This window comes from Glutamicibacter sp. AOP5-A2-18 (assembly GCF_052446055.1).
Lineage (GTDB): Bacteria > Actinomycetota > Actinomycetes > Actinomycetales > Micrococcaceae > Glutamicibacter.
Genome location: NZ_JBQSVW010000001.1, coordinates 844,626 through 867,898 on the forward strand (window position 1 = coordinate 844,626; position 23,273 = coordinate 867,898).

The following is a 23,273-nucleotide window of genomic DNA, read 5'->3' on the forward strand; positions in this document are numbered from 1 at the left end:
CGCGTGGGATTTTGCCGATGAACCTTTAGGCCTGACGCACGCGGTGGCGACGGACCGCAGCTCGATTGGCGCAGCGCACCGAGCAGTAACGCTGTCGTCCATTGCGCGTTACATCCACAACCACCTGGGTGCAGGGTTCGGCTTCGCATCGACGCAATCGGTGCATGCCGCGGGTGCTCAGATGCAGGGCCGTTCCCACCGCAATGACCGACCGCAGTACCAGTGGCATATTCTGCCCGTTATCGCGATAGTGCAGATGCCACCCTTCTCCATCGTGATTGACCATGCGTGGATACGCGGAAGCTTGGGCCATCTGCAGATTTAATAGCTCAGCACGTTCTTCATCCGAAGTCGCATCAACGATGCGCAACCAGTCATCAATCATGGCGCGCGTTTGACTATGGTCGGCACTGCGCCGCGGAAAAGGCATGGTCATGCCGACCTCGCGAGTGCGCGCTTCGATCTCATCGCGGTTTTCCGGCCAGTTATTTGCCAAGGAAGCAGCGAGTAAAACCGCATACTCTCCGTAAGGGTTGAGTTGCATAAGGACATTACATCATGCTGATTCTATGACCACAACGAACTACAGCCCCAGCATTGATCAACGATCCTCAACGACCAGCCATGAGCACTTCTGGGAAGCGCAATCTAGTCACCAGACCTCCCAGGGGATTGTGCAATACCTACAGTGCCACGACTGCCGCACGCACCAGGTGCGCCAACTTGGTTTGAGCGCGCAGACAACTTTGGCCAGCAAAGAACTACGCGCCTAGGAGCAGTGCTCCTAGGCGCGTGATTCAGTGATTATTTCCAAAGATCTATGATGCTGATTCCGGCTTGAGTCAAAAGCTTGCGTAGAACAAATACGTCCACACCGACAACGTTCTGGAAGTTGCCCTCGATGGATTCGATAAAGGCTGCGGCCAGTCCGTCGATGGTGAAGGCTCCGGCGCAAGGTAGTGGCTCACCACTGGCCACGTAAGCCTGGATCTCCGCCTCACTGACCGTGGAAAAATGCACGACCGTCGAGGAGACTTCTCCAGCAGATTTGCTTGGATCATTTGGATCAATCAGCCAATGACCAGAATGCAGAATTCCGGTGGAACCACTTAGTTGCTGCCACCGTTCACGCGCAACCTGTTTAGTGTGCGGTTTGCCGTAGGCTACACCGTTCAGTTCAAAGACCGAGTCGCAGCCAAGCACCACGGTGCCTTGAGGATGCTGTCCAGCTGCGACATCTTCAGCTTTGGCCTTAGCCAGTAGCTGCGCTGTTTGCGCTGGACTCTGTTGACCGAACTGAGCGACTGCATTGGCTAAAACCGCATCTTCATCCACCTTCGAAACCTGAGTTTCAAATTGCAGACCAGCATCGCTAAGCACTTTCTTGCGTCCCCATGAAGCCGAGGCCAAAACCAGTTGCGCTATTGATTTATTCAAATCGCTCATACCGAGACATTTTCCTTGGTGTAGTCCTGATCTCGCTCATCATCGTTGCCAGAGTCCTCGGACTCAAGCATCTGATTTAACTTAGATCCTTCCACATCAACATCGGGCAGGATCTTGTCCAGCCACTTTGGCAGGTACCAAGCCTTGTCGCCCAGCAAGTGCATCACTGCAGGAATCAAGGTCATGCGGATGATGAAGGCGTCGAAGAGCACTCCGAATGCCAAGGCAAAGCCCAACGGGCGGAGCATGGCCAGATGCGAGAACATAAATCCGGCAAAGACGGAGATCATGATCAACGCTGCCGCGGTAACCACCGGAGCCGCCATCGAGAAGCCGGAACGAACTGCATCCTTGGCTGGCTCACCGTGCGCGTAGCGTTCACGCATGGCCGATACCAAGAACACTTGGTAGTCCATGGCCAAACCAAAGAGGATACCGGTGAGCAGAATCGGCAGGAAGCTGAGCAAGGGACCGGGGACATTGACGTCGAAGATCTTGGAGAACCAACCGAACTGGTAGACCAAGGTGCTCGCGCCAAAGGCCGCTGCCAAAGACAACAGGAAGCCGCCGGTTGCCAAGAGCGGAACCACCACGGAGCGGAAAACCAAGAGCAAGAGAATCAGCGACAGACCAACCACAATGCTCAGGTAAGGAACCAGTGCCGCGGTGACTTTTTCAGACACATCGATCTGAGCGGCCACCTGACCGGTCACCGCGATGCTTGCGCCGGTAGCGTCCGCAATCTTGGTGTGGTCAGCACGTAACTGGTGAACCAGCGCCTCGGTCTGTTCGGAGGAGGGGCCGCCGGTCGGAATGACCTGGATGGCTGCCAAACGGTGGTTATCGGTCATTGTGACCGGAATGGCTGCGACCACTCCGTCGTATTCACGGATCTTGTCAGCCACGTCCAACGACTTGGTCTGCGCATCCCGCTCGTTCAGGTTCTCCGGCAGATCAGCCAGGACCAGCAGGGGACCGTTGTAGCCGGCACCAAATTTATCGCTGGTCTGCTCGAAGGCTTGGAATGCCTGTGAGTCAGCCGGTTCAGCACTGCCATCTGGCAACGCGGTGCGCATCTGGGACGCAGGCAGGGCGATTGCCCCAAGGAGCACCACAACCAACAGCGTGACTGGAACGGCAAACTTGGTGACGGTGCGAACCCAACGTGCGGACAGTGGCTCCTTGATTTCTGGGTTCTTTACCATCGTCGCGGCCTTGTTGCGGGCACGCTTGGAAACCAGGCGGTGTCCGACCAAGGAGAGCAATGCGGGCAGCAAGGTGATGTTCAACAGTACCGAGCAGAACACGGTGAACGCCGCCGATAGACCCAGCACGGTCAAGAATGGCAAGCCCGGCACTGCCAACGCGGCCAGCGCGATGATCACGGTCAAACCGGCGAACACCACGGCGTTGCCACTGGTGCCAACCGAACGCGCGATGGATTCACCCACCTCCATGCCACCAAGTAACTGCGTGCGGTGACGGTGAATGATGAACAGTGCGTAGTCGATACCCACCGCGAGGCCCAGCATCAAAGCGAGGGCGGGAGTAATCGAGGCCATGTCAATCAGTGAGGAGAAGGCCATGGTGGTACCAACGCCGGCACCCACACCCAGTATTGCTAGTACCAGCGGGAGACCAGCGGCAACAAAGGTGCCCAGCATGACCAGCAGAACGATGGCCGCAATGACCACACCAATGATTTCCGAGGAGCCGAAGACCTCAGACATATCCTGCATGATGTCCTTGGAGAACAGCACCTCAACACCATTGGCCTGCGGGCCAGCGGCGATGGCTTTGATCTGTTCGCGGTCTGCCGGCGTTAATGCATCGGTCTGCACTTTGAAGCTGACCTGGGAGACGGCAGTGCTCTGATCTTCAGAGACAAAACGCATATCCGAATTGGCGCCAACCTGACGTGAAGCGAACTGCAGTTCGGCCTGGCCAGAGGCTAACTCTTTCTCGCCCTTTTCTACGTCTTTTTCGCCTTGTTCAAGCTCGGCAGTTTTTTCCTTAATGGTTTTTTCGCCGGTCTCAAGCTTTGCTTTGGCCGCGGCAAGCTGCGCCTTACCTTCGAGGAACTCGGCCTTCTTCTGGTCGAATTCTTGCTGACCAGCATTCAGCTTGGCCCAACCAGAATCTAGCTGTGCCTGCCCCTGATTCAGCTTGGCTTTGTTAGCTGCAATTTCAGACTTTGCCTTATCCAGCTCGGCCTTTGCGTCAGCCAGCTGAGACTTGGCTGCGGCGAGTTGGGGCTTATTGGCGTCCAATTCTTTACGGCCCGAGGTGATCTGCGCTTGGCCATCATCAAGTTTTTTCTTTGCCGCATCAAGCTTGACTAAACCAGCTTCGCCCTGAGCAATCTGGTCCAACGCGGCATTGGCTTCTTCCTTGCCGGCTTGGGCTTGCTTGACCCCTGCTTGCGCGGTGGCCTTGCCCTCTTCAGCTTGCGCCAATCCGGCTTGGAGCTGAGTTAGTGTTTCGGTGTATTGAGCAACGGCTTGTTCATCCTCATCGCTCTTTGCTTGTTCTAGTGCCTTTTCGGTGGCCGAGATCTGCTCGTTGAGCTGTTTGATGGAGGCATCTGCCTGTTCAACACCGGCAGTGGCCTTGGCCAGTCCATCCTCCGCCTGCGAAAGGCCCGCCTGTGCTTTCTTCTTTCCTGTAGCTAATGAGGCTTCGAATTCGCTTCGTGAAGAGTTGCCTAGAAGCTTCTTTTCTCCGGCTTCATACTGCTGTTCACCGGTAGCCAGCTGCTTTTGTGCGGCGGCAAGTTTGTTTTCTCCCGCGGTGTACTGAGCCTGGCCAGCATCATAAGACTGCTTGCCCGCTTGGTACTTCGCTAGACCGTCGTTGTACTTGGCTTCACCGGCCGCAAGCTTGGACGCTCCGGAGTCGAGTTCGGCTTGTCCGGCATTCAGCTGCGCGCGACTGTCCGCCAGCTTTGTTTCGGCAGCGGTGATCTGAGGTTCGCCATCTTTGATCTTCTTTTCGCCGTCGAAGTACTGTGCCCATCCGGTTTTTAGTTCTTCGCGACCGTCTTCGAGCTGTACCTTGCCGTCAGCAATTTTCTTTTTGGCGTCTTCTAGCTTCTTCTGACCATCAACGAGCTTCTTATTGTTTTTATCAAGTTCAGGCTGGGCATCATCAAGCTTCTTTTGAAGCTCAAAAGGGCTCATCGCGTCAGCAACCTGTGGGTGCAGTGAAAGCTGCTCCAAGGACTCGCCAATGGATTTCTGCTGAGAGGGGCTTAGCTGTTTGCCGGTGCTTTCGCGGAAGACGATCGAGCCAGAGCCGCCGGCCAGATCAGGAAGTTCTTCCTTCATCCGGTCCAGGGTTCGCTGGGTTTCAGTGCCGGGCAAGGTGAACGTGTTGGAGAGCTGTCCCATGAACAGACTGGCGCAGATTCCGATGAAAATGAACGTTGCTAACCACATGGAAATGACCCGGAAACGGTGCAGATGTGCCCACCGTGCCAGGCGGTAGAGGAATGATGCCATGAGCTTAGATGTCCTTCGAAGTGCTGATGCTGTTCATCGCAGGTGGTGCGAATCCTTGATCCAGTGTGTTCATTGCCTTGGTTACCAATGCGTGGAACTTAGCAATGAGCTCAGGAGTGATCTCCATGCTTGCGTTCACATTGGACGGGACGTGTTCCATCCATTCATCAAAGGCGGCTTGGCCAGCGCCCAAAACTGAATGGGTGAGAACACGCAGTGAAAAACTGTCTGCTTGCGGGTAGCGGGCGATGACTTTTGCAAAGAGATCATTGGTTGCCTTTTGCCATTCGCTGACATTGGCCGGCAGGCAACGGCTGTCTTCATCGGCCATGACAAAAGCGCCAAAGTAGGCCACCTGACCCAGAAGCTGAGCAACCTTGTCAGATTTTAGAGCCTGCATAATCGAGTCAAGCAGGGTGAAAGTCTCGGTCGGCTCACTCATGGTTTCCACCGTGACATCTAGCAGCTGATGCAGGGGATAGGAATAGACGGCGTCCACTGTTGGGAAGTAGTTGAACAGCGTGCGCCTGGAAATCCCGGCAGCGTCGGCGATGTCGTTCGCGGTCGGTGCAGTTGAAGATCCTTGATGGAGAAGCTGCGCAACAGCATCCACGATGGCTTGTTTAGTGGCACGTTTGTTTTGTTCTCGGCGAGTGCCGACGCTCAGGGTAGTCACATAATTACACTACGTGCAAACTTGCACGCTGTGCAACTTCTTTTGGTTTAAAGAGATAGGTGATTAACGACAATGGCGTCCGAGCTCAATTGCTCGGACGCCTTCGCGCTAGTACTCAGAAGCTATTTGGCAGCTACTGGCTCTGCGTTTGTGTTGTTATCCGAAAAGGAATCCTCAGCAAATGGGTTGCCGTTACGCGCAGCGTTGTACATCTCAAGATCCAAGATGCCCCCACGTTTAGCCACAATCGTTGGGACCAAGGCTTGGCCAGCAACGTTCAGCGCGGTACGGCCCATGTCAATGATTGGGTCTACGGCCATAAGCAGGCCCACACCGGCAAGTGGCAATCCCAAAGTCGACAGGGTCAGGGTCAACATGACCACAGCGCCGGTAGTACCAGCGGTAGCAGCTGAGCCCAGCACCGAAACAATGGCAATCAAGATGTAGTCCGTGAAGCTCAGATCAATATTGAAGAACTGGGCGACAAATACCGATGCCACAGCTGGGTAAATCGAAGCGCAACCATCCATCTTGGTGGTTGCACCCAGTGGCACGGCGAAGGATGCGTAGCCCGAAGGTACACCGAGGTTTCGTTCGGTGACACGCTGGGTCAAAGGCAAGGTGCCGATTGACGAGCGGGAGACAAAGCCTAACTGCACGGCTGGCCACACACCAGAGAAGTACTGCTTGACGGATAGGCCATGGCTGCGAACCAAAATTGGGTAGAACGCAAAGAGCACTAGGGCGAGGCCAACATAGATAGCTACGGTGAACTTACCCAGGGCACCAATGGTGTCCCAGCCGTAGGTAGCGACGGCGTTACCGATCAAGCCGACGGTGCCAATCGGGGCAACGCGGATGATCCACCATAAAACCTTCTGGATGATAGCCAGTGCCGAAGCGGAGAAAGTCAGGAATGGTTCGGCAGCTTTGCCAACCTTGAGTGCGGCAACACCCACGGCGATGGCAACAACGAGAATCTGCAGCACGTTGAAGCTGACCGAGGTGGTGGCTGCACCATCTGCAATAGTGGTGCTCGCTCCCAAGCCGAGGAAGTTCGATGGCACTAGACCGGTAAGGAAGCCGAGCCAATCGCCGGTTTTGCCTTCGTAGTCTGCTGGTGCGCTCTGGCCGGTGTTGGCGCCTGGCTGGAATACTACGCCCAGGAGCATGCCGATGGTTACAGAGACCAGTGCGGTAATTGCGAACCACAGTAGGGTCTGCCATGCCAAACGTGCGGCGTTGGTGACCTTGGAAAGGTTGGCGATAGACGCCACTACTGCGAAGAAGATCAGGGGGATTACTGCGGTGCGAAGCAAAGAAACGTAGCTTGAGCCAATGATCGACAGGAATCGACCTAGCCCGTTTGGTTCCTCGGCGGTGCTACCGGTGTACTTTGCAATAAGACCCAGAACGAGACCGACAATCAGTGCTGCAATGATTTGCGGCCCGAAGCTGGTCATCCATTTAGGGAGTTTGGATGATGGTGCGGAGTTAGACATGTCTTTAAGGCTAGGGTGATCGCTAATCTCCGCCGCACTCAATATTACGAGGTGTTACAAATAAGTGCTCATTGTGGGTATTGACATACTTTTCGCGGTCTCCAAGCGCTGAAATAAGGGAATTTTCGCCAATATTCCCTCGACTCTCTCACCGACAATTTCTGCGTGTTTGAGGCCGCGGGCACCTCAGCGCTTAGGTGTGAGTTGGATTAGTCAGTCAGTGTGTGGCATACGTCAGGCCTGCGCTCAGGCCTTGAGAAATGCTCACAGTATGGAAAGCTGAGAGTCACTGATATATGGAGCAAAGCTAAGGACTAAGGGAATGCGCGTATACATCACTAGCGTCTTTGTTGATGATCAAGAAAAAGCCAAAGAGTTCTACACAAACATTTTGGGTTTTAAGGTTAAGCATGATGTGCCAGTCGGCCCCTACAGTTGGCTGACCCTAGTCGCACCTGATCAGGAAAATGGGCCCGAGCTTCTGCTGGAGCCTGCGGCCCACAGGGCTGTTGGACCATATCGAGAAGCGCTCAAAGCTGATGGTGTCCCCATCACCTCGTTTGCCGTCGATGATGTTCAAGCCGAATATGAGCGCTTGAGCGACTTGGGTGTGCACTTCACGCAAGGCCCAACGGACGCAGGCACTGTCTTTGTCGCAACTTTCGATGATACTTGCGGAAATCTGATTCAGATATCCAGCTATCAGCCATAAAAAGCTGGGCTCCGAATAATCATTCGGAGCCCTGGCTTTTTGGCAATACTTACTTAAGTAGCGCGCGCTTCAAGGTGTCCAGACCGACTGAGCCCAGCTGTAGAGCTGAGGTGTGGAAGGCCTTGAGAGAGAAGGAATCACCCTCGGTAGCGGCATATTCATCTCGGATCTGTTCCCACAGACGCTGGCCGATCTTGTATGACGGTGCTTGCCCGGGCCATCCGAGGTAGCGGTTGTATTCAAAGTCGAGTTGGCCTTGAGACAGATCCAGATTCTTCTTCAAGAATTCGTAGCCGTTCTCTGCGTTCCAGATGCCTTGGCCCCACTGTGCTGGCACCGGCAAGCCAAGGTGAACTCCGATATCAAAAACAACGCGAGCTGCGCGCAAACGTTGCGCATCAAGCATGCCCATGTAATCGCCCGGATCGTCGAGGTAACCCAATTGATGCATCAGGCGCTCTGAGTAAAGAGCCCAACCTTCACCTTGGCCAGATACCCAGCACATCAACCGGCGCCAGCTATTAAGTGTGGCTGCCTGCATTTGTGCTGTTCCGATTTGCAGGTGATGTCCGGGGACACCTTCGTGGTACACGGTGGTTAGCTCGGCCCACGTGGTGAACTGGTCTTCGCCTGGCGGCACCGACCACCACATGCGACCGGGACGGCTGAAGTCTTCAGACGGTCCGGTGTAGTACACGCCGCCATCTTCAGTAGGCGCAATCATGCACTCAATACGGTCCATGGGAGCCGGAATGTCAAAGTGCTCTTTCGACAAGTCCGCAATAGCCTGGTCTGCTTTGCCCTGCATCCATTCACGCAGTGCGTCGGTACCACTGAGCTTTCGAGCTGGATCCTCATTGAGTACGCGCTTGGCTTCTTCAATGGTGGAACCTGGCTTGATCTGCTGCGCCACACGCTGCTGCTCGGCGATGATGGCGTCGAGTTCGGCCACGCCCCATGCGTAGGTCTCATCCAAGTCAACAGTGGCCCCAAGGAAACGACGCGACATCAGCGAGTAGTATTCACGACCCACCGCATCTTGTTCAGGGGCCTGAGCAAGTAATTCGCTCTCTAGGTATTCTGCCAACCGGCGATAGGCGTCCTTGGCAAGGCTGGCACCATTTGCCAGACGTTCCTCAAGACCAGCGTCAACTTTTTTTCCTGAGGCGGCTAGCTGATCAAAGAAGCCGCCATCCTTGGCGTAGTCGATGCACTGGGTGTTGACGATACGAACCTGCCGCTTGGCAGGAACCAGCGAGTTGGATGCTGAGTCCCGCAGTGAAGCAATGTAACCGTCAATTGCAGCCGGAAGATTTTCCAAACGCTGAGCGATGAAAGCAAAATCCTCAGCTGTTTCTTGAGGCATCAAGTCAAAGATGGAGCGGATCTCTTGTGCGGGGCTGGCGATATTGTTCAGTTCCGTGCGCCCGGAGAACAAGATTTCTAATTCCAAACTCAACCGCTCGGTCATCGCGTCGAGGGTGACCTCGTCGATGGCATCAGCGGCAGTTGAATTAGCCAGTGCACTTAAAGTGTCACGTAAAAGTCGAATTTGCCCAGTGGTGCCCAAGGGGGAGTAGTCACCATAGTCGGACTCGTGACCGGCTATACCTAGTGAAACGCCCCATTCAGGGGTGAGCTCAAGGCTCTGGGTGAAGAAGTCTTCAGCAATCTTGTCGATTGCTGAAGGCTCGCGGTGCGAGGAGGATGATGTCATGACGCTAACACTAGTTGATATGAAAGATTTGTTGAAGAGTTTTACATCTGCTTTTTGACTAAAATCATTGATTTCATCGGGGCAACGAAGACTGCGAACATGACTTCAATGTCCTCGAGACGCAAAAAACTCAAGGCTTGATGCTCTGAGTAACAGAGCATCAAGCCTTGAGTGATGTTTAGTGCGTGCTGCCAGAAATTACCGGCGCCCGATGGTCCAACCCAAACGAGGAGTCAGCGCACGACGCTTGCGCATCCGTGTTACCCGCTTTTTCTCAGGAGCTGCCGTCTCACCCTGCTGAGCAGGAGCATTCCCTAGCGCGCACAGCAGTGCAGTGACCGCTGCTAGTTCTTCAGCGGTGGGATTGCCCTTGGCCACACGGATCTGCGGAACTGCAGTATTCGCGGTGTCCTGTTCCATTGGCTTGCTCCTTGGTAGTGCTCGAATGTTTGACCGGTGACGCTTACAGCGGGATGTTGCCGTGCTTCTTTGGAGGCAAGACTGCATGCTTCTCGCGGAGTGCTCGCAGTCCTCGAACCAGCTGCACACGAGTATCACTTGGCGCGATAACAGCGTCAACGTAACCGAGCTCGGCAGCCTGGTAAGGGTTGAGCAACTCAGCCTCGTAGTCATCAATGATGGCCTTGCGACGAGCTTCGACGTCGCCGCCTTCAGCTTCTACCGCTGCCAAATCGCGACGGTAAAGGATGTTTACCGCACCCTGGGCACCCATGACGCCAATCTGTGCGGTTGGCCAAGCCAAGTTGAGGTCAGCTCCGAGCTTCTTGGAGCCCATCACGATGTACGCTCCGCCGTAGGCTTTGCGGGTAATGACAGTCAGCTTTGGCACCGTGGCTTCGGCGTAAGCGTAAAGCAACTTGGCGCCGCGGCGAATGATGCCCTGGAATTCTTGATCCTTGCCCGGGAGGAAGCCTGGCACATCCACGAAGGTGAGGATTGGGATATTGAAGGCGTCGCAGTTGCGTACAAAGCGGGCGGCCTTTTCGGAGGCCGCAATATCCAAGGTGCCGGCAAACTGCATTGGCTGGTTAGCCACAATGCCTACGGTGCGACCTTCAATGCGGGCGTAACCGATCATCACGTTTGGTGCGTAGAGAGACTGCATCTCAAAGAAGTGTGCGTCATCCACGATGGACTCGATGATCTTACGCATGTCATAAGGCTGGTTTGCGGAGTCTGGGATCAAGGTATCAAGTCCGAGATCTTCCTCGGAGATTTCCAGATCTTCATCAAATTCTGCGATCAGTGCATCGGCAAGGTTTGAGGAAGGTAGGAAGTCCAGCAGTTCCTTGCAGAATTCCACAGCGTCTTCTTCATCGCTAGCCAAGTAGGTAGCGGTACCGGTGTTGGCGTTGTGCTGACGCGCGCCACCGAGAGTTTCCATGTCGATCTCTTCACCGGTGACGGTCTTGATCACGTCTGGACCGGTGATGAACATGTGGCTGGTCTTGTCGACCATGATCACGTAATCAGTCAAGGCAGGGGAGTAGGCCGCACCGCCAGCTGAAGGGCCCATGATCAAGGAGATCTGAGGTACTACGCCGGAGGCGTGAACGTTATTGCGGAAGATATCAGCGAACATCGCCAACGAGGCAACGCCCTCCTGAATACGAGCGCCACCACCGTCGAGGATGCCCACAACTGGGCAACCGTTGTGCAGCGCAAATTCCTGAACCTTGACGATCTTCTCACCGTTGACCTGCGAGAGCGATCCGCCGTAAACGCTGAAGTCTTGGGAGTAGACGGCAACCAAACGACCGTCAACCGTGCCGTAGCCAGAAACCAGGCCGTCGCCTAGGGGCTTCTTCTTTTCCATTCCGAAGGCGGTGGAACGGTGAACGGCTAGAGCATCAAATTCGACAAAAGAGTCCTCGTCCATGAGCATCTCGATGCGTTCGCGGGCGGTATTCTTGCCACGGGAATGCTGCTTTTTGATAGCTGCCTGGCCGCTAGGTGCCTCGGAGAGTTTCTGGCGGCGGCGGAATTCAGCGAGTTTGCCGGCGGTGGTGGACAGGTCGATCGCTTCGTCTGCCTCGGTTCTGCCCTGCGTCATGCCTTCGACTCCCTCGAGTTGTCTTCAATGTGTAGGAATGACACAAGAAAAATGTCATCTAAGCCAGTCTAACTGGGGAAACGCGAGTTCTGATTGTAGGAATCTTACAAATTGGATAGATATCCAGTGCGTGGCACGCCAGAATAAGTTACTGCCCAGTAGCTTAGCGGAGAATCTTCGCGTAACCTAGATCACATGACTAATGAACCTCGAACTCAGATCGCCCCTGATGCGCAGAGCCTCAAGAATCGCACAATCTTGATGAGCGGCGGAAGCCGCGGTATCGGATTAGCCGTAGCAAAAGCCGCCGGTGCACTCGGTGCCAACGTGGTGTTGTTGTCTAAAACCTCGGATCCACACCCCAGCCTCGAAGGCACCATCCACACCGCAGTACAAGAAATTAATCAGGCCGGCGGTAAAGGCCTAGCAGTGGTTGGCGATGTTCGTATCGACGCCGACGTGCAACGAGCAGTTGATGAAGCCGTGGCAACATTTGGTGGAATCGACATCGTGGTGAATAACGCGTCAGCCATCAACCTCGCCAAAACTGACCAGGTAGATATGAAACGCTACGACCTGATGCAGGACATCAACGTCCGTGGAACCTTCTTGCTATCCAAAACCGCGCTTCCATACCTGCGTGCCTCAGCGCACGCACATATCCTCACACTCTCTCCACCGCTGAACCTTGACCCGCGGTGGGCCGGAGAACACCTGGCCTACACCATGGCCAAATACGGCATGTCGCTCACCACCCTAGGTCTGGCCGAGGAACTGAAGGACGAAGGCGTGGGTGTGAACTCACTATGGCCTGAAACCCTGATTGATACCGCGGCCATTCGTAACCTGCCTGGTGGGCAAAAGATGATCCAGGGGGCGCGCGACGCACAAATTGTCGCCGATGCCGCGATGGCCATCTTGAGCAGCAACCCGCAAACATTGAGTGGAAACTTCTTCACCGATGGCCAGGTGCTGAAATCTGCCGGCGTTACCGATTTGGAGAAGTATTCACTAAAGCCCGAGGTGCCATTGGTGGAAGACATCTTCCTCTAAACTCGCGTTGACTCAGTTGGCGGTGTCTTAGGGTTTAGCTATGGATAATTCCTCTGACACCGCCCGCGCTGCTATTGATCCGAGTCGTCTAACTAAGCTCACCGATCAGTTGCAGCTGGGGCTTGTGCAGCTCAAGGCGGTCTCTGGTTCCACCAACACGGAGCTAGCGACCCTGGCATCTGCCGGCCAAGCCGGGCACCTCAGCGTTTACTTCACCGAACATCAGCAAGCAGGAAAAGGTCGACTGGGTCGTAGCTGGGTAACCCCGTTAGGCTCATCAATCACCGTCAGTGTGCTTGTGATTCCCGGTGCCAATGTGTCGACCGAGGCCTTGTCTTGGTACACAATGATCGCAGCCTTGGCGTGGAGTCGAGCCGCTGAACGGGTCGCTGAAGTTCCGGTAAGTATCAAGTGGCCCAATGACTTGCTTGCTGGAGAATTCAAAATCTGCGGCATCCTTGCTCAACTGGTTCCGGTGGCCAACGGTTACGGCGTAGTCATCGGTACCGGGATGAACGTGGATCAAGACCGAGAAGAATTGCCGGTACCCACAGCAACCTCGCTACGCCTAGCTAGCTCTGGCTCGATCGACCGCACCGGGCTATTGGCTGAGTACCTCAAGGAACTGGTCAGGTTGGAGCGCAGCTTCCGTCAAGTTGCTGGATCCGTCCACGTGCCATTGCCTGGATTTGATGGTCAGTCACTTCACCAAATGGTCAGCGCCAAACTGGCAACCTTGGGGCATCTAGTACGCGTAGAATTCCCGGACGGTTCCACGATTGAAGCCACAGCGGTGCAGCTTGGCACAGATGGCGCACTGATTTTAGAAGACGCAGCAGGCAAGCGCCGAGAAGTACTGGCCGGGGACGTGCACCATGTGCGGCGCGCCGACGGAAAGTATGCCTAATAGGTGTTGGGCCTAGTACCGGGACTATTATTGAAGGTACTGACCGAAGCACTATGTCTGAAGGGGAGGGGCGAGGACCCATACGATGAAGTTGCCGCTACATGAACGGGAGCGAGTGGTCATCAAAACTCGCGAGCACTCCCGGGTATTGCGACAGCCGATCACCGCCTTCCTCATCCTCACCGCACTGTGCACTTTTGCCTTAGGCTACCTCTCACGTGAGGACCTCTCGGATTGGTTGGCTAACAATGCCAACGTCTGGATGATCGTGAGCGTAGTGCTGTGGGCGGCACTGGTGCTCATCTGGGTACTGCTTCCGTGGATTCGCTGGACGCGTAGCTTGGTGGTGCTGACCACCGAACGGATCATGTTCCGCTCCACCTACAGCCAAGGCAAACTGCAATCTGTAGGATTATTTACGGTTCGTGATCTTGTTGCTTACGCGAAGTCCAATAACGCGATGACACGAGCGGGGACCTTGGACATCGTGATGAATCAAGGATATGTTCGCATTTCCCACGTACCGGCCGTTGGGTACTTCCGCTCATTGGCCGTAGAAACGATGACCAACCTACGAAACAATCCCGGTGCGGCGCACACCGAAACGACGAACAGTGAAGGCATGGGGGCATGAGCACCGAGCACACCAATCCACCCCGGCCGGATTCTCCGCAGTCCGCCGCACAGGCCGCCCGCGAAGCCCGTCAACACCCTGTCGTTGAAGCCCCGGGCGAGTCAGATCCGATTCTGGAGCTGGCCCAAGCCATGGAAGGCCCGCTGCGCATTCCGGCCCACACCCCAGATGCGGTGCGCAACAACGTCGCCTCCCTAGAGAACCGTCTTATTGGTGGCCAACGCGAATTCCGCCGCCGCGAAGTAGCCGCTGAAGCCGGAATTTCGTTGCACTCGGCGCGCAAACTCTGGCGCGCCATCGGATTCCCTGAACTCAGTGATGATGAAGTCTTCTTCACCAAAGCGGACAAAGCTGCACTGGGCACCATGGTGGACATGGTGCGCGAAGGAAAACTCACCGAAGAGACCGCCATTTCGCTGATGCGTTCGGTGGGGCAGATGACCGACCGCATGGTGGTGTGGCAGATCGAAGCCTTGGTGGAAGACATGATCGCAAACCAAAATATGTCTGACCGCCAAGCCCGCCGTCAGCTCTTTGGCATGCTTCCAGACATCATCCCTGCCATTGAAGACTTACTGCTTTATTCGTGGCGCCGCCAGCTGAACTCTGCGGTGCACCGCATGGCCTTGCGTGTGGAAACCGGTGTGGCTGCTTACAAACAAGACACCACCGACGCTGACGGAGGCACCCCGTTGCCGCTTGCTCGTGCCGTCGGTTTTGCTGACTTGGTTTCCTATACCTCCCTGTCGCGACGGATGAACGAACGCACGCTGGCACAGTTGGTCCAACGCTTTGAAGCCAAATGTGCGGAGGTTATCTCTGTGGGTGGTGGACGTTTGGTCAAGACCATCGGTGATGAAGTGCTCTATGTGGCCGAAACTCCGCAGGCAGGCGCCCTTATCGCGCTCTCGCTGTCTCGCGAACTAGCCAAGGACGAACTGTTCCCACAAACGCGTGGAGCGGTCGTCTGGGGTCGTGTGCTTTCGCGACTTGGCGATATTTACGGTCCCACCGTCAACATGGCCGCGCGACTAACCTCTCTAGCTGAGCCAGGAGCGGTACTCACCGACGCGATCACCGCCAATACTTTGCGCAACGACGCTCGCTTTGTGCTCACTGCCCAAGAAATTACCGCGGTGCGTGGCTTCGGTGACATTCAACCTTATGAACTCTCGCCTGGCGAGGGAGCCGGACTGGTGATTGACTGATGAACGCCGAACCAAATGCAGTTCCATTTACGCTTGCTGCTGCCGGGCTGACCGATGTGGGCCGCAAACGTGCCGAAAACCAGGACCGGATCCTGCTGCATGACATCGTATATGCGGTAGCTGACGGCATGGGTGGGCACGAAGCCGGGGAAGTTGCTAGCCAGCTTGCGGTGGAAACCATGCAAGAAATTTGCACCTTCGCCAATAAGACATCGGTACGCAAACTTCCCACCGTGGCCGAGGTGCAGCGTCAGGTGCAACTGGCCGATGACCGAATCCGTGAAGCTCTGGAAGCTCGCGGCGGAACCACGCTCTGCGCGCTGGTTCAGATTAAGGCCCCAGACCAGGGCCGAGATAATGTCACCGCACCGGTTGCGGCCGTGCCACCATGGACTTCAAGTTTTTCCATGAACATCAATACCGACGTGATTTCAAAGATTACTCCGGAGCTACTAAAAAACCACCGCACCAATTCGACCCCGAGCACCGCACCATTGACGGTACTCAGCGAAGACATCCCAAACCTCTTGCTGGTCAACGTGGGGGACTCGCGTGGCTACCGGTTGCGCGACGGAGCATTGCAGCAGCTCACCCGTGACCACTCGGCCGTCCAAGAGATGGTTGATGCTGGGCAGATCACCGAACTTGAAGCGCGCAACCACCCGCATCGCAACCTCATCACTCGCGCCCTGGGCGCCGGAGCGGAAAGCCAGCCGGATGTCACCGTGTTGCAACCGCGCATCGGGGATCGCTATTTGTTGTGCAGTGATGGACTTTCCGGCGAACTGACCGAAGACATCTTGCAGACCATTCTGGTGAACTTCAAGGACCGTGCTGAAGCAGCCAAGGTCTTGACCGGGGCAGCGCTTGAAGCTGGTGGACGAGACAATATCGCAGTCATCGTCATTGATGTGTTGGCGGCCGAAAACTAACAGGTCAAGTCTGCGCTTCTGGCATTGAGTGGGGCACAATTGGATATGTGAGTGAAAATTCCGTAACCCCAGTTGAGACCACCAATGCTCCGCCGGAAGCTGAAAAGACCCGCTACGAACAGTTGGTTGAACAGATTCGCGGGCACCGCGATGCGTACTACCAAAATGATGCCCCGCTGATTTCCGACGTTGAGTACGACGCGCAGTTCCATGAGCTGCAGCTACTCGAGGCGAAATACCCGATCTTGGCCGGACAGGATTCACCCACCCAAGAAGTTGGTGGCGAAGTTTCTGCCGCCTTCGCCTCGGTCACTCACGCCAGCCGCATGTACTCGCTGGAAGACGTTTTTTCACTCGACGAACTCGAAGCATGGCTTGAACGAGCCCAGCTCAACGCCGAACGCCTGCACCCACAAAGCCCAGTTAAATGGTTGTGCGAAGTCAAGATCGACGGACTGGCACTGAACCTGACCTACCGAGACGGTAAGTTGGTCCGCGCAGCCACCCGTGGTGATGGCACCACCGGTGAAGATGTCACTCACAATGCCTTGACCATCAGCGATATTCCCCAAGAATTGACCGGTTCAGGGTGGCCCGCAGAATTTGAAGTACGTGGTGAGGTATTCATTGCCACCGATGACTTCAACGCTTATAACGAAATGTTGATTGCCCAGGGCAAAGCGCCATTGGCTAACCCCCGCAACGCAGCGGCCGGAAGCCTACGCCAAAAGGACCCAGAACAAACGGCAAAGCGCCCGCTGAGAATGTTTGTCCACGGGCTAGGACGCAGCCGCGACTTCGACATGACCGAGCAGTCCCAAGCCTATGAGCTCATGCGTGGCTGGGGCCTTCCCGTTTCACCGTATGGCCGGGTAGTTGATAGCCGAGCTGAGGCTAGAGACTACATTGCCGAACATGGGGAAAAACGTCATGACCTGATTCATGACATTGACGGCATTGTCATCAAGGTTAATGACCTGGCCACCCAAGAACAGCTCGGTTACACCTCTCGTGTGCCACGCTGGGCCGTAGCCTACAAATACCCACCAGAAGAAGTGCACACCAAACTGTTGGACATCCAGGTTCAGGTTGGACGCACCGGACGTGTTACTCCTTTTGGTGTCATGGAGCCAGTACTTGTGGCCGGTTCAACCGTGGCCCGTGCAACTTTGCATAACCAAGAAGTGGTCATTGCCAAGAACGTGAAAATCGGCGACACGGTGATCCTACGCAAAGCTGGAGATGTCATCCCAGAAATCGTTGGCCCGGTCTTGCCGCTACGTGAAGGCAATACTGAACTACGCGATTTTGTGATGCCCACTCACTGTCCATCGTGCGGTGAACCTTTGGCGCCAGCCAAGGAAGGCGACGTGGACATCCGCTGCCTCAATGCAGAATCTTGCCCTGCACAGCTCACTGAGCGTGTTGCCTACCTTTCGGGTCGCAGTGCACTAGATATTGAAGCCTTGGGCTACGAAGCTGCGGCCGCTTTGACCAGCGGTCCGGGCGAAGACCCTGCTACCCAAGGCGGGGTAATCCTGCCTGCTGGTCCGGGTCCGTTGCACAATGAAGCGCAGCTATTCAATCTCAAAGACAAGCTCGAAGAGCTCGGCGAGGTAATGGTCTGGCGCGAAAAGCGAGTGAAGGGCGAAGGCACCGGAAAGTTTGAACTGGTCCCGTACTTCTACTCCAAAGCCACCGCCAAGAAGCCTTCGGCACCCACCCGCAGCACCATGAAACTGCTTGATGAGCTGGAGAAAGCCAAAGAAAATCCGCTCTGGCGCGTACTGGTGGCCTTGTCCATCCGGCACGTCGGACCCAATGCTTCGCGTGCAATTGCCACCCGATACGGATCGATGGACGCGCTGCTAGAAGTCTTGGATTCAGGTAATGCCGAGGCTGAACTCAGCGACATTGACTCTGTCGGCTCGATTATCGCCGAAGCCTTAGTGGACTGGTTTAAAGTCGACTGGCATCGAGACATCGTCTCCTCCTGGCAAGCAGCCGGGGTGAAGATGAAAGACGAGCAGGACGCAAACATCACTAAAAATCTTGAGTCTCTGGCCATCGTGGTGACCGGAACATTGGAGAATTTCTCGCGCGATACCGCGAAGGAAGCCATCATCGTGCGCGGTGGTAAAGCGACCGGTAGCGTCTCGAAGAAGACCGATTTCTTAGTTGCCGGCGAAGCTGCCGGGTCCAAGCTAGATAAGGCGCAGTCTCTGGGTGTGCCAGTGCTGGATGAAGCCGGATTTGTTGTGCTCCTTGACCAAGGACCAGATGCAGCGCGCGAGGTAGCCCTCGCCGCACCTACGGAAGGCTAACGATGGACAAAGCAATTACTCACGATCCACTGGTGCTGGTGGCCCGACGGGCCGCAGCAGCCGGTGCTGAAGTACTAGCTGGCCGTGACGAATCCCAATTTAACATCAGTGATAAGTCTGCCGTTGGGGACTGGGTGACCGATTTTGATCGGGCCTCGGAGGAAGCAATTCGAGCCACCATCACCACCTCGCGACCTAGCGATGAGCTCACCGGCGAAGAGTACCCGAGCGCTAAACCACTGAATCCCAGCGGCGTGCGTTGGAGCATTGACCCGTTGGACGGAACCATCAACTTCGTACGCAACATTGCTTACTACTGTTCATCAGTGGGTGCCTGCCAGCTCGAAGAAGACGGAACCGAAACGTGGGTCGCCGCGGCGATTGTCGCCCCGGCATTGCAAGTGGAGTACTTCGCGGGCAAGGGATTGGGCGCCTGGAAGCAGGACTTGCGCACCGGCAAGCTGACCAAGCTCACTGGCCCGGTAGATTCACCGGCCAAGATTCTGGGCACCGGTTTTGGTTATGACGCGCAGCGTCGTCAATTCCAAGCTCGCGTCTTGGAAGAAATGCTTGCCGATTACGTCAACGTTCGGCGCATTGGTTCTGCCGCCCTTGACCTATGCCTCGTCGCTCAGGGGTCCTTGGACGCCTACGCCGAATACGGCACCCAAGAGTATGACTGGGCTGCTGGCGCACTGATTGCTGAGGAAGCTGGATGCGCTGTGGGTAGGCCTGCAACCTATCCGGGCTGGCAGTACGCCGGACTGGTGGATCCAGCTAAGCTCACTGAGCCAACAAGCTAGTAATTCGCAGCTAGTTCACGAACAGCGCCATGACCTCATGGGCATAGTGGATGAGGATGCCGACGGCTACACCGCCGCACACCTGTGTGGCGGTGTGCTGGAAGCTTCGAAGCCGGGACCACGAGAGCACCGCGATAAAGAGCAAGACCGCAGGTAGTAGGTCCGCTCTCTGGCTGGCCACCTGCAAGATGACGTAGGTGCCCACTGCCAGATGGACCGAAACCTTCCACCAAATATTGATGATCGCAACGGTAAACAAGCCGAGCAAGATGCAGAACACTTCGCGGAAAATTCCGGCACTGGCATTGACCAGCCACAAGATGATCAGACCGATAATGATCATTGTGGCAGTCATCGCGTAAATCAGATGACGCTGACGACGTACGGTGACATGCATGTCGGTAACTGCGCCGCGCCGCTTGGCTAGCGCCAGGATTAGCCACGGAATGATCGTGGTAAATACTGCGGCAAGAACTGCTTCGCTCCAGGCAATCGAGGCATCACGCAGCGGCGTGAGCAACAGCAACAATGTCGCCAAAATAATCGGTGAAAGTACGTGGGAAACGATCAAAGCGATCTTGCGTACCAATGCGCTGGATGGCGAAGCGATCTGCGTCAAAGTCTAAAAGCCTTGCTGGTGTAGGGAAGTGCTGATCAAGGGCACACCTGAAATTCTAGTGTTCGGAATTGATCAGATACGCATTGCGCATGCGGATCAGTCTCGGCATATACCAGCTGAGCACCAGCCGTTCGGCCAGCCAACCAAGCGGGCCCAACGGGGCTTCAAAATGGATCTGATCCACCATGAGGGTGCCCGTTGTACTCTCAAAAAATTCGTGGACATGATGGAACTTTTTGAATGGTCCGCACACCTGCTGATCGGTGAATGTTCTTGGGGCATCCAGTTCAAGGATTTCTGAGGTCATTCGAACTGGCAGACCAAAATGCTTTGCCTGCCAGGTGACCTGCTCACCCAGTGCGATCTGTCCGGTAACTACACCATCAACTGCCCGCTCCCCGGATTCGGCCATGGAACCAGAGTGAGCATCGATGTTCAACGATTTTTCGAAGAGCTCTTCGCGGGTCATCTCCGTTTTGGTGAAACATTCAAAATACACGGCCATGCCTGTCAGTCTGCCACATTAGGGCACATTAGGGCACATCAGGGCCCGTTCTATTGCAGGCGTAACTGTATATCGGAGAGTCCAGCAGCGGCATCAGCATAGTATTCGCGAAGTTTTAGTCCAGCTGCAGCTTCTTCATCTAGTACAACTACCGCGTCGGGGTGTAGCTGCAGAACCGATCCGGGGCAGGAAGCTGTCAGTGGTCCTTCGACGGCAGCGGCGATGGCTTCGGCCTTGCCAGCCCCGGTGGCTACAAGAACCAACCGTCCGGCTTCGAGGATTGTGCCTAGACCTTGGGTGACGCAATGGGTGGGTACACCGTCGATTCCGTCAAAGAACCGAGCGTTGTCGTGACGGGTCTTGGCTGCCAGTCGCTTAACTCTGGTGCGACTACGTAGTGCGGATCCGGGTTCGTTGAACCCCAGATGCCCGTTGGAACCAATGCCAAGAATTTGCACCTGGACGCCTCCAGCGGCGGCAATCGACTTGTCGTAGTTTGATGCGTCGGATTCAATAGCTTCCAATGATTCGCCGAGGCCCACAGGGGTGTGTAGTGACTGGGCTGGCAAGCCAATCACATTGCAGACTTCATTGATCAGCGTGTGTCGGTACGACTGCTGATGTGTATCGGGAATGCCGATGTACTCATCGAGTGCAAAACCTTGAGCCTGCGAAAAGTCAGCGCGGCCATCTTTAACTGCAGCAGCTAGCTGCTGGTACAGGCCTAGGGGAGAGGAGCCGGTGGCCAAGCCAAGGACCGGTTTCCGTCCAGCGCCATGGTTGGCCAGACCCTCAAGGACACTGCTGGCAGCGATCTTTGCTACCTCTTGTGCTGATTCACCTACGAGCACGCGCATGATGTGTACTCTCCGTTCTGTTGTTGGTTATGAAATGCCTAGTTCGTGGAATAGTACGTTCACTGCTGTACCGCGTAACACCAGGCGCTCGGGGTCATCACTGATGTTCAGTTGGAAATCTTCGCCACGCGCGGTCCGTGAACGTTCGGCAAGGGCGTCTAACAACCATTGAGCCATCTGCGGATTAACTACTTCTGGCGGTCCGGTGAAAATGACATTGCGGATATCGAGCACCGAGATCAGTGGCGCCAACGCGTTGGCTAGAGCAACGCTCGCTTGTTGCCCGACTTCTTCGGCAGACTGCCCAGAAGCTATTGCTTGCAGGATGGCGGGCACTGACGCGTAGGTTTCCAAACAACCTGTCTCACCGCAGCTACAGGGCTTGTTCGCTATAGGATCTTGCTTAACGTGGCCGAGTTCGCCGGCGGCAAATTTCGAACCGCGCACCAAGGTGTTGTGGGTGATCACGCCGCAACCCACACCTCGTCCAAGGCGAAGCAGTAGCATATGTTCGCTGCCGTGCCCGAAGGTGTGCTCAGCAAGGGTGGCGCAGTCAGCGTCATTAAGAACATGGGTTCTCGTGTTCGTAGCTTGCTGGATTTTGTTGCGTAGGTCGTAGTCGACCCAGTCAAACTTTTCGGCTAATCGGACCACACCCTGCTCGGTCACGATGCCGGGCGTGCCAATGCCAATTCCTACTACTGGCTCCGTGCACTGAGCCAGGGCCTGATTCACGAGTTCTAACAGCTGGGCAGTTGCAGTCTCGCCGGTGGCTCCTTGCTCATGGCTGTCCAAGGTGAAGCTTTGAAGAAGGGTGCCATCAAGATCCATGATGGCGGCGCGGAACGGGAGAATTCCGGAAAGATCCACGCCGATAATGCGCAGCCCAGGGCGGTTGAGATCCACCAGTGTTGCTGGCTTGCCCGGGCGTTTTCCTTCTTTAGGACCGGTTTCAATGACATGGCCCCGGAGCAAAAGTTCTGCCACTAATTCTGAGACGGTGACTCGTGTGAGTTTGGTGGCGCGAGAAATCTCGGCTCGGCTTAGCGCTCCGCGCTCCATTAAGGTCTGTAACACCAGGGACAAGTTCTGCTCCCTGCCGTGCGTCGGCAAGACGGCGCCACCGTGCGACAGAAAGGTCCCGTCGCGACGTAAGACAGTTTCGGAGCTCATGAGGTTAGTTAACTCTATTAACAAACCTTTGTGCAAGGCCCGGAGTCAATATTTCTCTCGTCCAATTCTGCGCAGACCGTGGCACACTTGAAGCACCATGAATGAGGCAGAAACTTTCACAAGCGTCCACGGCGGAATACTCATAGAACTGGCCACGCCCCAGGATTACCAGCGGGTGGGGGAGTTGACCGCGAGCTCCTATTTTGCCGCCGGACACTTTGACAGTCCCGACCACGAGTATCTGAAATTTGCACAAAAGGTCGCAGAGCGTGCCGAGCAAACCGAAATTTATGTTGCCCGCCGCGATGCTCAGATCCTTGGCTCCATGACTCTTATCCAAGTAGGCAGCGACTACGCGGATATTGCACGTCCTGGCGAATTGGAGATCCGCATGCTCAGTGTTGACCCTTCGGCGCAGCGCAGCGGAGTGGGCCGAGCCATGGTTCAAGCCAGCATTGATCGCGCTCGCAGTCTGCCAAATATCAGCGCGGTGAGCCTGACTACTGGGCAGAGCTGGAATACAGCTCGAGCCCTGTATGAATCTATGGGTTTTGTGCACGATTCACAGCGCGACTGGACGGTACACGGTACCGATATCAAGCTGGTGGTCTACTCGAAAGAAATAATCTGA

General features: G+C 55.6%; 21 protein-coding genes. 9 read left to right on the forward strand and 12 right to left on the reverse strand.

Features of this window, described 5'->3' with window-relative positions:
• Positions 1–25: 25 nt before the first annotated feature.
• The 5 genes from ACT3RW_RS04015 to ACT3RW_RS04035 form a co-directional block, all read right to left on the reverse strand.
• Complete coding sequence (locus ACT3RW_RS04015) at positions 26–544, reverse strand: CGNR zinc finger domain-containing protein (protein ID WP_444612885.1); 519 nt, start codon at positions 542–544, stop codon at positions 26–28.
• A gap of 260 nt (positions 545–804) precedes the next feature.
• Positions 805–1,446 (reverse strand): Maf family protein, encoded by a 642-nt coding sequence (locus ACT3RW_RS04020; RefSeq protein ID WP_444612886.1) that lies wholly within the window; start codon positions 1,444–1,446, stop codon positions 805–807.
• Positions 1,443–4,946: an MMPL family transporter gene (locus tag ACT3RW_RS04025; protein ID WP_131090127.1), complete on the reverse strand. Its 3,504-nt coding sequence runs from the start codon at positions 4,944–4,946 to the stop codon at positions 1,443–1,445. Before ACT3RW_RS04025 ends, ACT3RW_RS04020 begins: the two co-directional genes overlap by 4 nt.
• A 4-nt stretch (positions 4,947–4,950) precedes the next feature.
• Positions 4,951–5,622 carry a TetR/AcrR family transcriptional regulator gene (locus ACT3RW_RS04030; protein ID WP_444612887.1) on the reverse strand — a complete coding sequence of 224 codons (672 nt, stop codon included), beginning with the start codon at positions 5,620–5,622 and terminating at the stop codon, positions 4,951–4,953.
• 122 nt (positions 5,623–5,744) lie between these two features.
• A complete protein-coding gene (locus ACT3RW_RS04035; protein ID WP_444612888.1) occupies positions 5,745–7,124 on the reverse strand; it encodes a dicarboxylate/amino acid:cation symporter in 1,380 nt (459 codons plus the stop codon).
• Positions 7,125–7,446: 322 nt separating this feature from the next.
• Here ACT3RW_RS04035 and ACT3RW_RS04040 point away from each other — a divergent pair, with 322 nt between their 5' ends.
• Complete coding sequence (locus ACT3RW_RS04040; RefSeq protein WP_131090124.1) at positions 7,447–7,836, forward strand: VOC family protein; 390 nt, start codon at positions 7,447–7,449, stop codon at positions 7,834–7,836.
• A 49-nt stretch (positions 7,837–7,885) separates the two neighbouring features.
• On the opposite strand, the gene ACT3RW_RS04045 is transcribed toward ACT3RW_RS04040, so the two are convergent.
• The 3 genes from ACT3RW_RS04045 to ACT3RW_RS04055 all read right to left on the reverse strand — a co-directional run bounded on the left by ACT3RW_RS04045 (position 7,886) and on the right by ACT3RW_RS04055 (position 11,627).
• Positions 7,886–9,553, reverse strand: coding sequence for a DUF885 domain-containing protein (locus ACT3RW_RS04045; protein ID WP_131090123.1), 1,668 nt, complete (start codon positions 9,551–9,553; stop codon positions 7,886–7,888).
• Between the two features lie 198 nt (positions 9,554–9,751).
• Positions 9,752–9,973 (reverse strand): acyl-CoA carboxylase subunit epsilon, encoded by a 222-nt coding sequence (locus tag ACT3RW_RS04050; protein ID WP_444612889.1) that lies wholly within the window; start codon positions 9,971–9,973, stop codon positions 9,752–9,754.
• 43 nt (positions 9,974–10,016) lie between these two features.
• Positions 10,017–11,627 carry an acyl-CoA carboxylase subunit beta gene (locus tag ACT3RW_RS04055; RefSeq protein ID WP_444612890.1) on the reverse strand — a complete coding sequence of 537 codons (1,611 nt, stop codon included), beginning with the start codon at positions 11,625–11,627 and terminating at the stop codon, positions 10,017–10,019.
• 195 nt (positions 11,628–11,822) lie between these two features.
• On the opposite strand from ACT3RW_RS04055, the gene ACT3RW_RS04060 reads away from it, so the two are divergent.
• The 7 genes from ACT3RW_RS04060 to ACT3RW_RS04090 all read left to right on the forward strand — a co-directional run bounded on the left by ACT3RW_RS04060 (position 11,823) and on the right by ACT3RW_RS04090 (position 19,488).
• Positions 11,823–12,680: an SDR family oxidoreductase gene (locus ACT3RW_RS04060; RefSeq protein WP_444612891.1), complete on the forward strand. Its 858-nt coding sequence runs from the start codon at positions 11,823–11,825 to the stop codon at positions 12,678–12,680.
• Positions 12,681–12,720: 40 nt separating this feature from the next.
• Positions 12,721–13,587, forward strand: a complete 867-nt coding sequence (locus ACT3RW_RS04065) for a biotin--[acetyl-CoA-carboxylase] ligase (protein ID WP_444612892.1) — start codon at positions 12,721–12,723, stop codon at positions 13,585–13,587.
• An 85-nt stretch (positions 13,588–13,672) separates the two neighbouring features.
• Positions 13,673–14,221, forward strand: coding sequence for a hypothetical protein (locus ACT3RW_RS04070; protein WP_444612893.1), 549 nt, complete (start codon positions 13,673–13,675; stop codon positions 14,219–14,221).
• Positions 14,218–15,429 (forward strand): adenylate/guanylate cyclase domain-containing protein, encoded by a 1,212-nt coding sequence (locus ACT3RW_RS04075; RefSeq protein ID WP_444612894.1) that lies wholly within the window; start codon positions 14,218–14,220, stop codon positions 15,427–15,429. Before ACT3RW_RS04070 ends, ACT3RW_RS04075 begins: the two co-directional genes overlap by 4 nt.
• On the forward strand, positions 15,429–16,361 hold the full coding sequence (locus tag ACT3RW_RS04080; RefSeq protein WP_131090116.1) for a PP2C family protein-serine/threonine phosphatase: 933 nt from the start codon (positions 15,429–15,431) through the stop codon (positions 16,359–16,361). The genes ACT3RW_RS04075 and ACT3RW_RS04080 overlap by 1 nt, the downstream gene beginning before the upstream one ends.
• A gap of 47 nt (positions 16,362–16,408) precedes the next feature.
• Positions 16,409–18,685: an NAD-dependent DNA ligase LigA gene (ligA, locus tag ACT3RW_RS04085; protein ID WP_444612895.1), complete on the forward strand. Its 2,277-nt coding sequence runs from the start codon at positions 16,409–16,411 to the stop codon at positions 18,683–18,685.
• A gap of 2 nt (positions 18,686–18,687) precedes the next feature.
• Positions 18,688–19,488: an inositol monophosphatase family protein gene (locus ACT3RW_RS04090; protein WP_131090114.1), complete on the forward strand. Its 801-nt coding sequence runs from the start codon at positions 18,688–18,690 to the stop codon at positions 19,486–19,488.
• A gap of 10 nt (positions 19,489–19,498) precedes the next feature.
• Here the strand turns inward: ACT3RW_RS04090 and ACT3RW_RS04095 are convergent, their stop codons facing one another.
• The 4 genes from ACT3RW_RS04095 to ACT3RW_RS04110 are packed head-to-tail and all read right to left on the reverse strand — an operon-like array spanning position 19,499 to position 22,642.
• Positions 19,499–20,107 carry a hypothetical protein gene (locus ACT3RW_RS04095; RefSeq protein ID WP_444612896.1) on the reverse strand — a complete coding sequence of 203 codons (609 nt, stop codon included), beginning with the start codon at positions 20,105–20,107 and terminating at the stop codon, positions 19,499–19,501.
• Positions 20,108–20,162: 55 nt separating this feature from the next.
• Positions 20,163–20,612, reverse strand: coding sequence for an SRPBCC family protein (locus ACT3RW_RS04100; protein ID WP_444612897.1), 450 nt, complete (start codon positions 20,610–20,612; stop codon positions 20,163–20,165).
• Between the two features lie 50 nt (positions 20,613–20,662).
• On the reverse strand, positions 20,663–21,469 hold the full coding sequence (locus ACT3RW_RS04105) for a glucosamine-6-phosphate deaminase (protein WP_444612898.1): 807 nt from the start codon (positions 21,467–21,469) through the stop codon (positions 20,663–20,665).
• A 27-nt stretch (positions 21,470–21,496) separates the two neighbouring features.
• Positions 21,497–22,642 (reverse strand): ROK family transcriptional regulator, encoded by a 1,146-nt coding sequence (locus tag ACT3RW_RS04110; RefSeq protein ID WP_444612899.1) that lies wholly within the window; start codon positions 22,640–22,642, stop codon positions 21,497–21,499.
• Between the two features lie 97 nt (positions 22,643–22,739).
• Between ACT3RW_RS04110 and ACT3RW_RS04115 the strand changes: the two genes are divergently transcribed.
• Positions 22,740–23,273, forward strand: a complete 534-nt coding sequence (locus ACT3RW_RS04115; protein WP_444612900.1) for a GNAT family N-acetyltransferase — start codon at positions 22,740–22,742, stop codon at positions 23,271–23,273.

Bases quoted from the DNA above. Each gene is read 5' to 3' on its own strand.
- ACT3RW_RS04065 (WP_444612892.1), top strand. From the start codon at position 12,721: ATGGATAATTCCTCTGACACCGCCCGCGCTGCTATTGATCCGAGTCGT.
- ACT3RW_RS04080 (WP_131090116.1), top strand. From the start codon at position 15,429: ATGAACGCCGAACCAAATGCAGTTCCATTTACGCTTGCTGCTGCCGGG.
- ACT3RW_RS04075 (WP_444612894.1), top strand. From the start codon at position 14,218: ATGAGCACCGAGCACACCAATCCACCCCGGCCGGATTCTCCGCAGTCC.
- ACT3RW_RS04060 (WP_444612891.1), top strand. From the start codon at position 11,823: ATGACTAATGAACCTCGAACTCAGATCGCCCCTGATGCGCAGAGCCTC.
- ACT3RW_RS04025 (WP_131090127.1), bottom strand. From the start codon at position 4,946: ATGGCATCATTCCTCTACCGCCTGGCACGGTGGGCACATCTGCACCGT.
- ACT3RW_RS04020 (WP_444612886.1), bottom strand. From the start codon at position 1,446: ATGAGCGATTTGAATAAATCAATAGCGCAACTGGTTTTGGCCTCGGCT.
- ACT3RW_RS04015 (WP_444612885.1), bottom strand. From the start codon at position 544: ATGCAACTCAACCCTTACGGAGAGTATGCGGTTTTACTCGCTGCTTCC.
- ACT3RW_RS04110 (WP_444612899.1), bottom strand. From the start codon at position 22,642: ATGAGCTCCGAAACTGTCTTACGTCGCGACGGGACCTTTCTGTCGCAC.
- ACT3RW_RS04050 (WP_444612889.1), bottom strand. From the start codon at position 9,973: ATGGAACAGGACACCGCGAATACTGCAGTTCCGCAGATCCGTGTGGCC.
- ACT3RW_RS04040 (WP_131090124.1), top strand. From the start codon at position 7,447: ATGCGCGTATACATCACTAGCGTCTTTGTTGATGATCAAGAAAAAGCC.
- ACT3RW_RS04105 (WP_444612898.1), bottom strand. From the start codon at position 21,469: ATGCGCGTGCTCGTAGGTGAATCAGCACAAGAGGTAGCAAAGATCGCT.
- ACT3RW_RS04035 (WP_444612888.1), bottom strand. From the start codon at position 7,124: ATGTCTAACTCCGCACCATCATCCAAACTCCCTAAATGGATGACCAGC.
- ACT3RW_RS04115 (WP_444612900.1), top strand. From the start codon at position 22,740: ATGAATGAGGCAGAAACTTTCACAAGCGTCCACGGCGGAATACTCATA.
- ACT3RW_RS04045 (WP_131090123.1), bottom strand. From the start codon at position 9,553: ATGACATCATCCTCCTCGCACCGCGAGCCTTCAGCAATCGACAAGATT.
- ACT3RW_RS04090 (WP_131090114.1), top strand. From the start codon at position 18,688: ATGGACAAAGCAATTACTCACGATCCACTGGTGCTGGTGGCCCGACGG.
- ACT3RW_RS04070 (WP_444612893.1), top strand. From the start codon at position 13,673: ATGAAGTTGCCGCTACATGAACGGGAGCGAGTGGTCATCAAAACTCGC.
- ACT3RW_RS04100 (WP_444612897.1), bottom strand. From the start codon at position 20,612: ATGGCCGTGTATTTTGAATGTTTCACCAAAACGGAGATGACCCGCGAA.
- ACT3RW_RS04055 (WP_444612890.1), bottom strand. From the start codon at position 11,627: ATGACGCAGGGCAGAACCGAGGCAGACGAAGCGATCGACCTGTCCACC.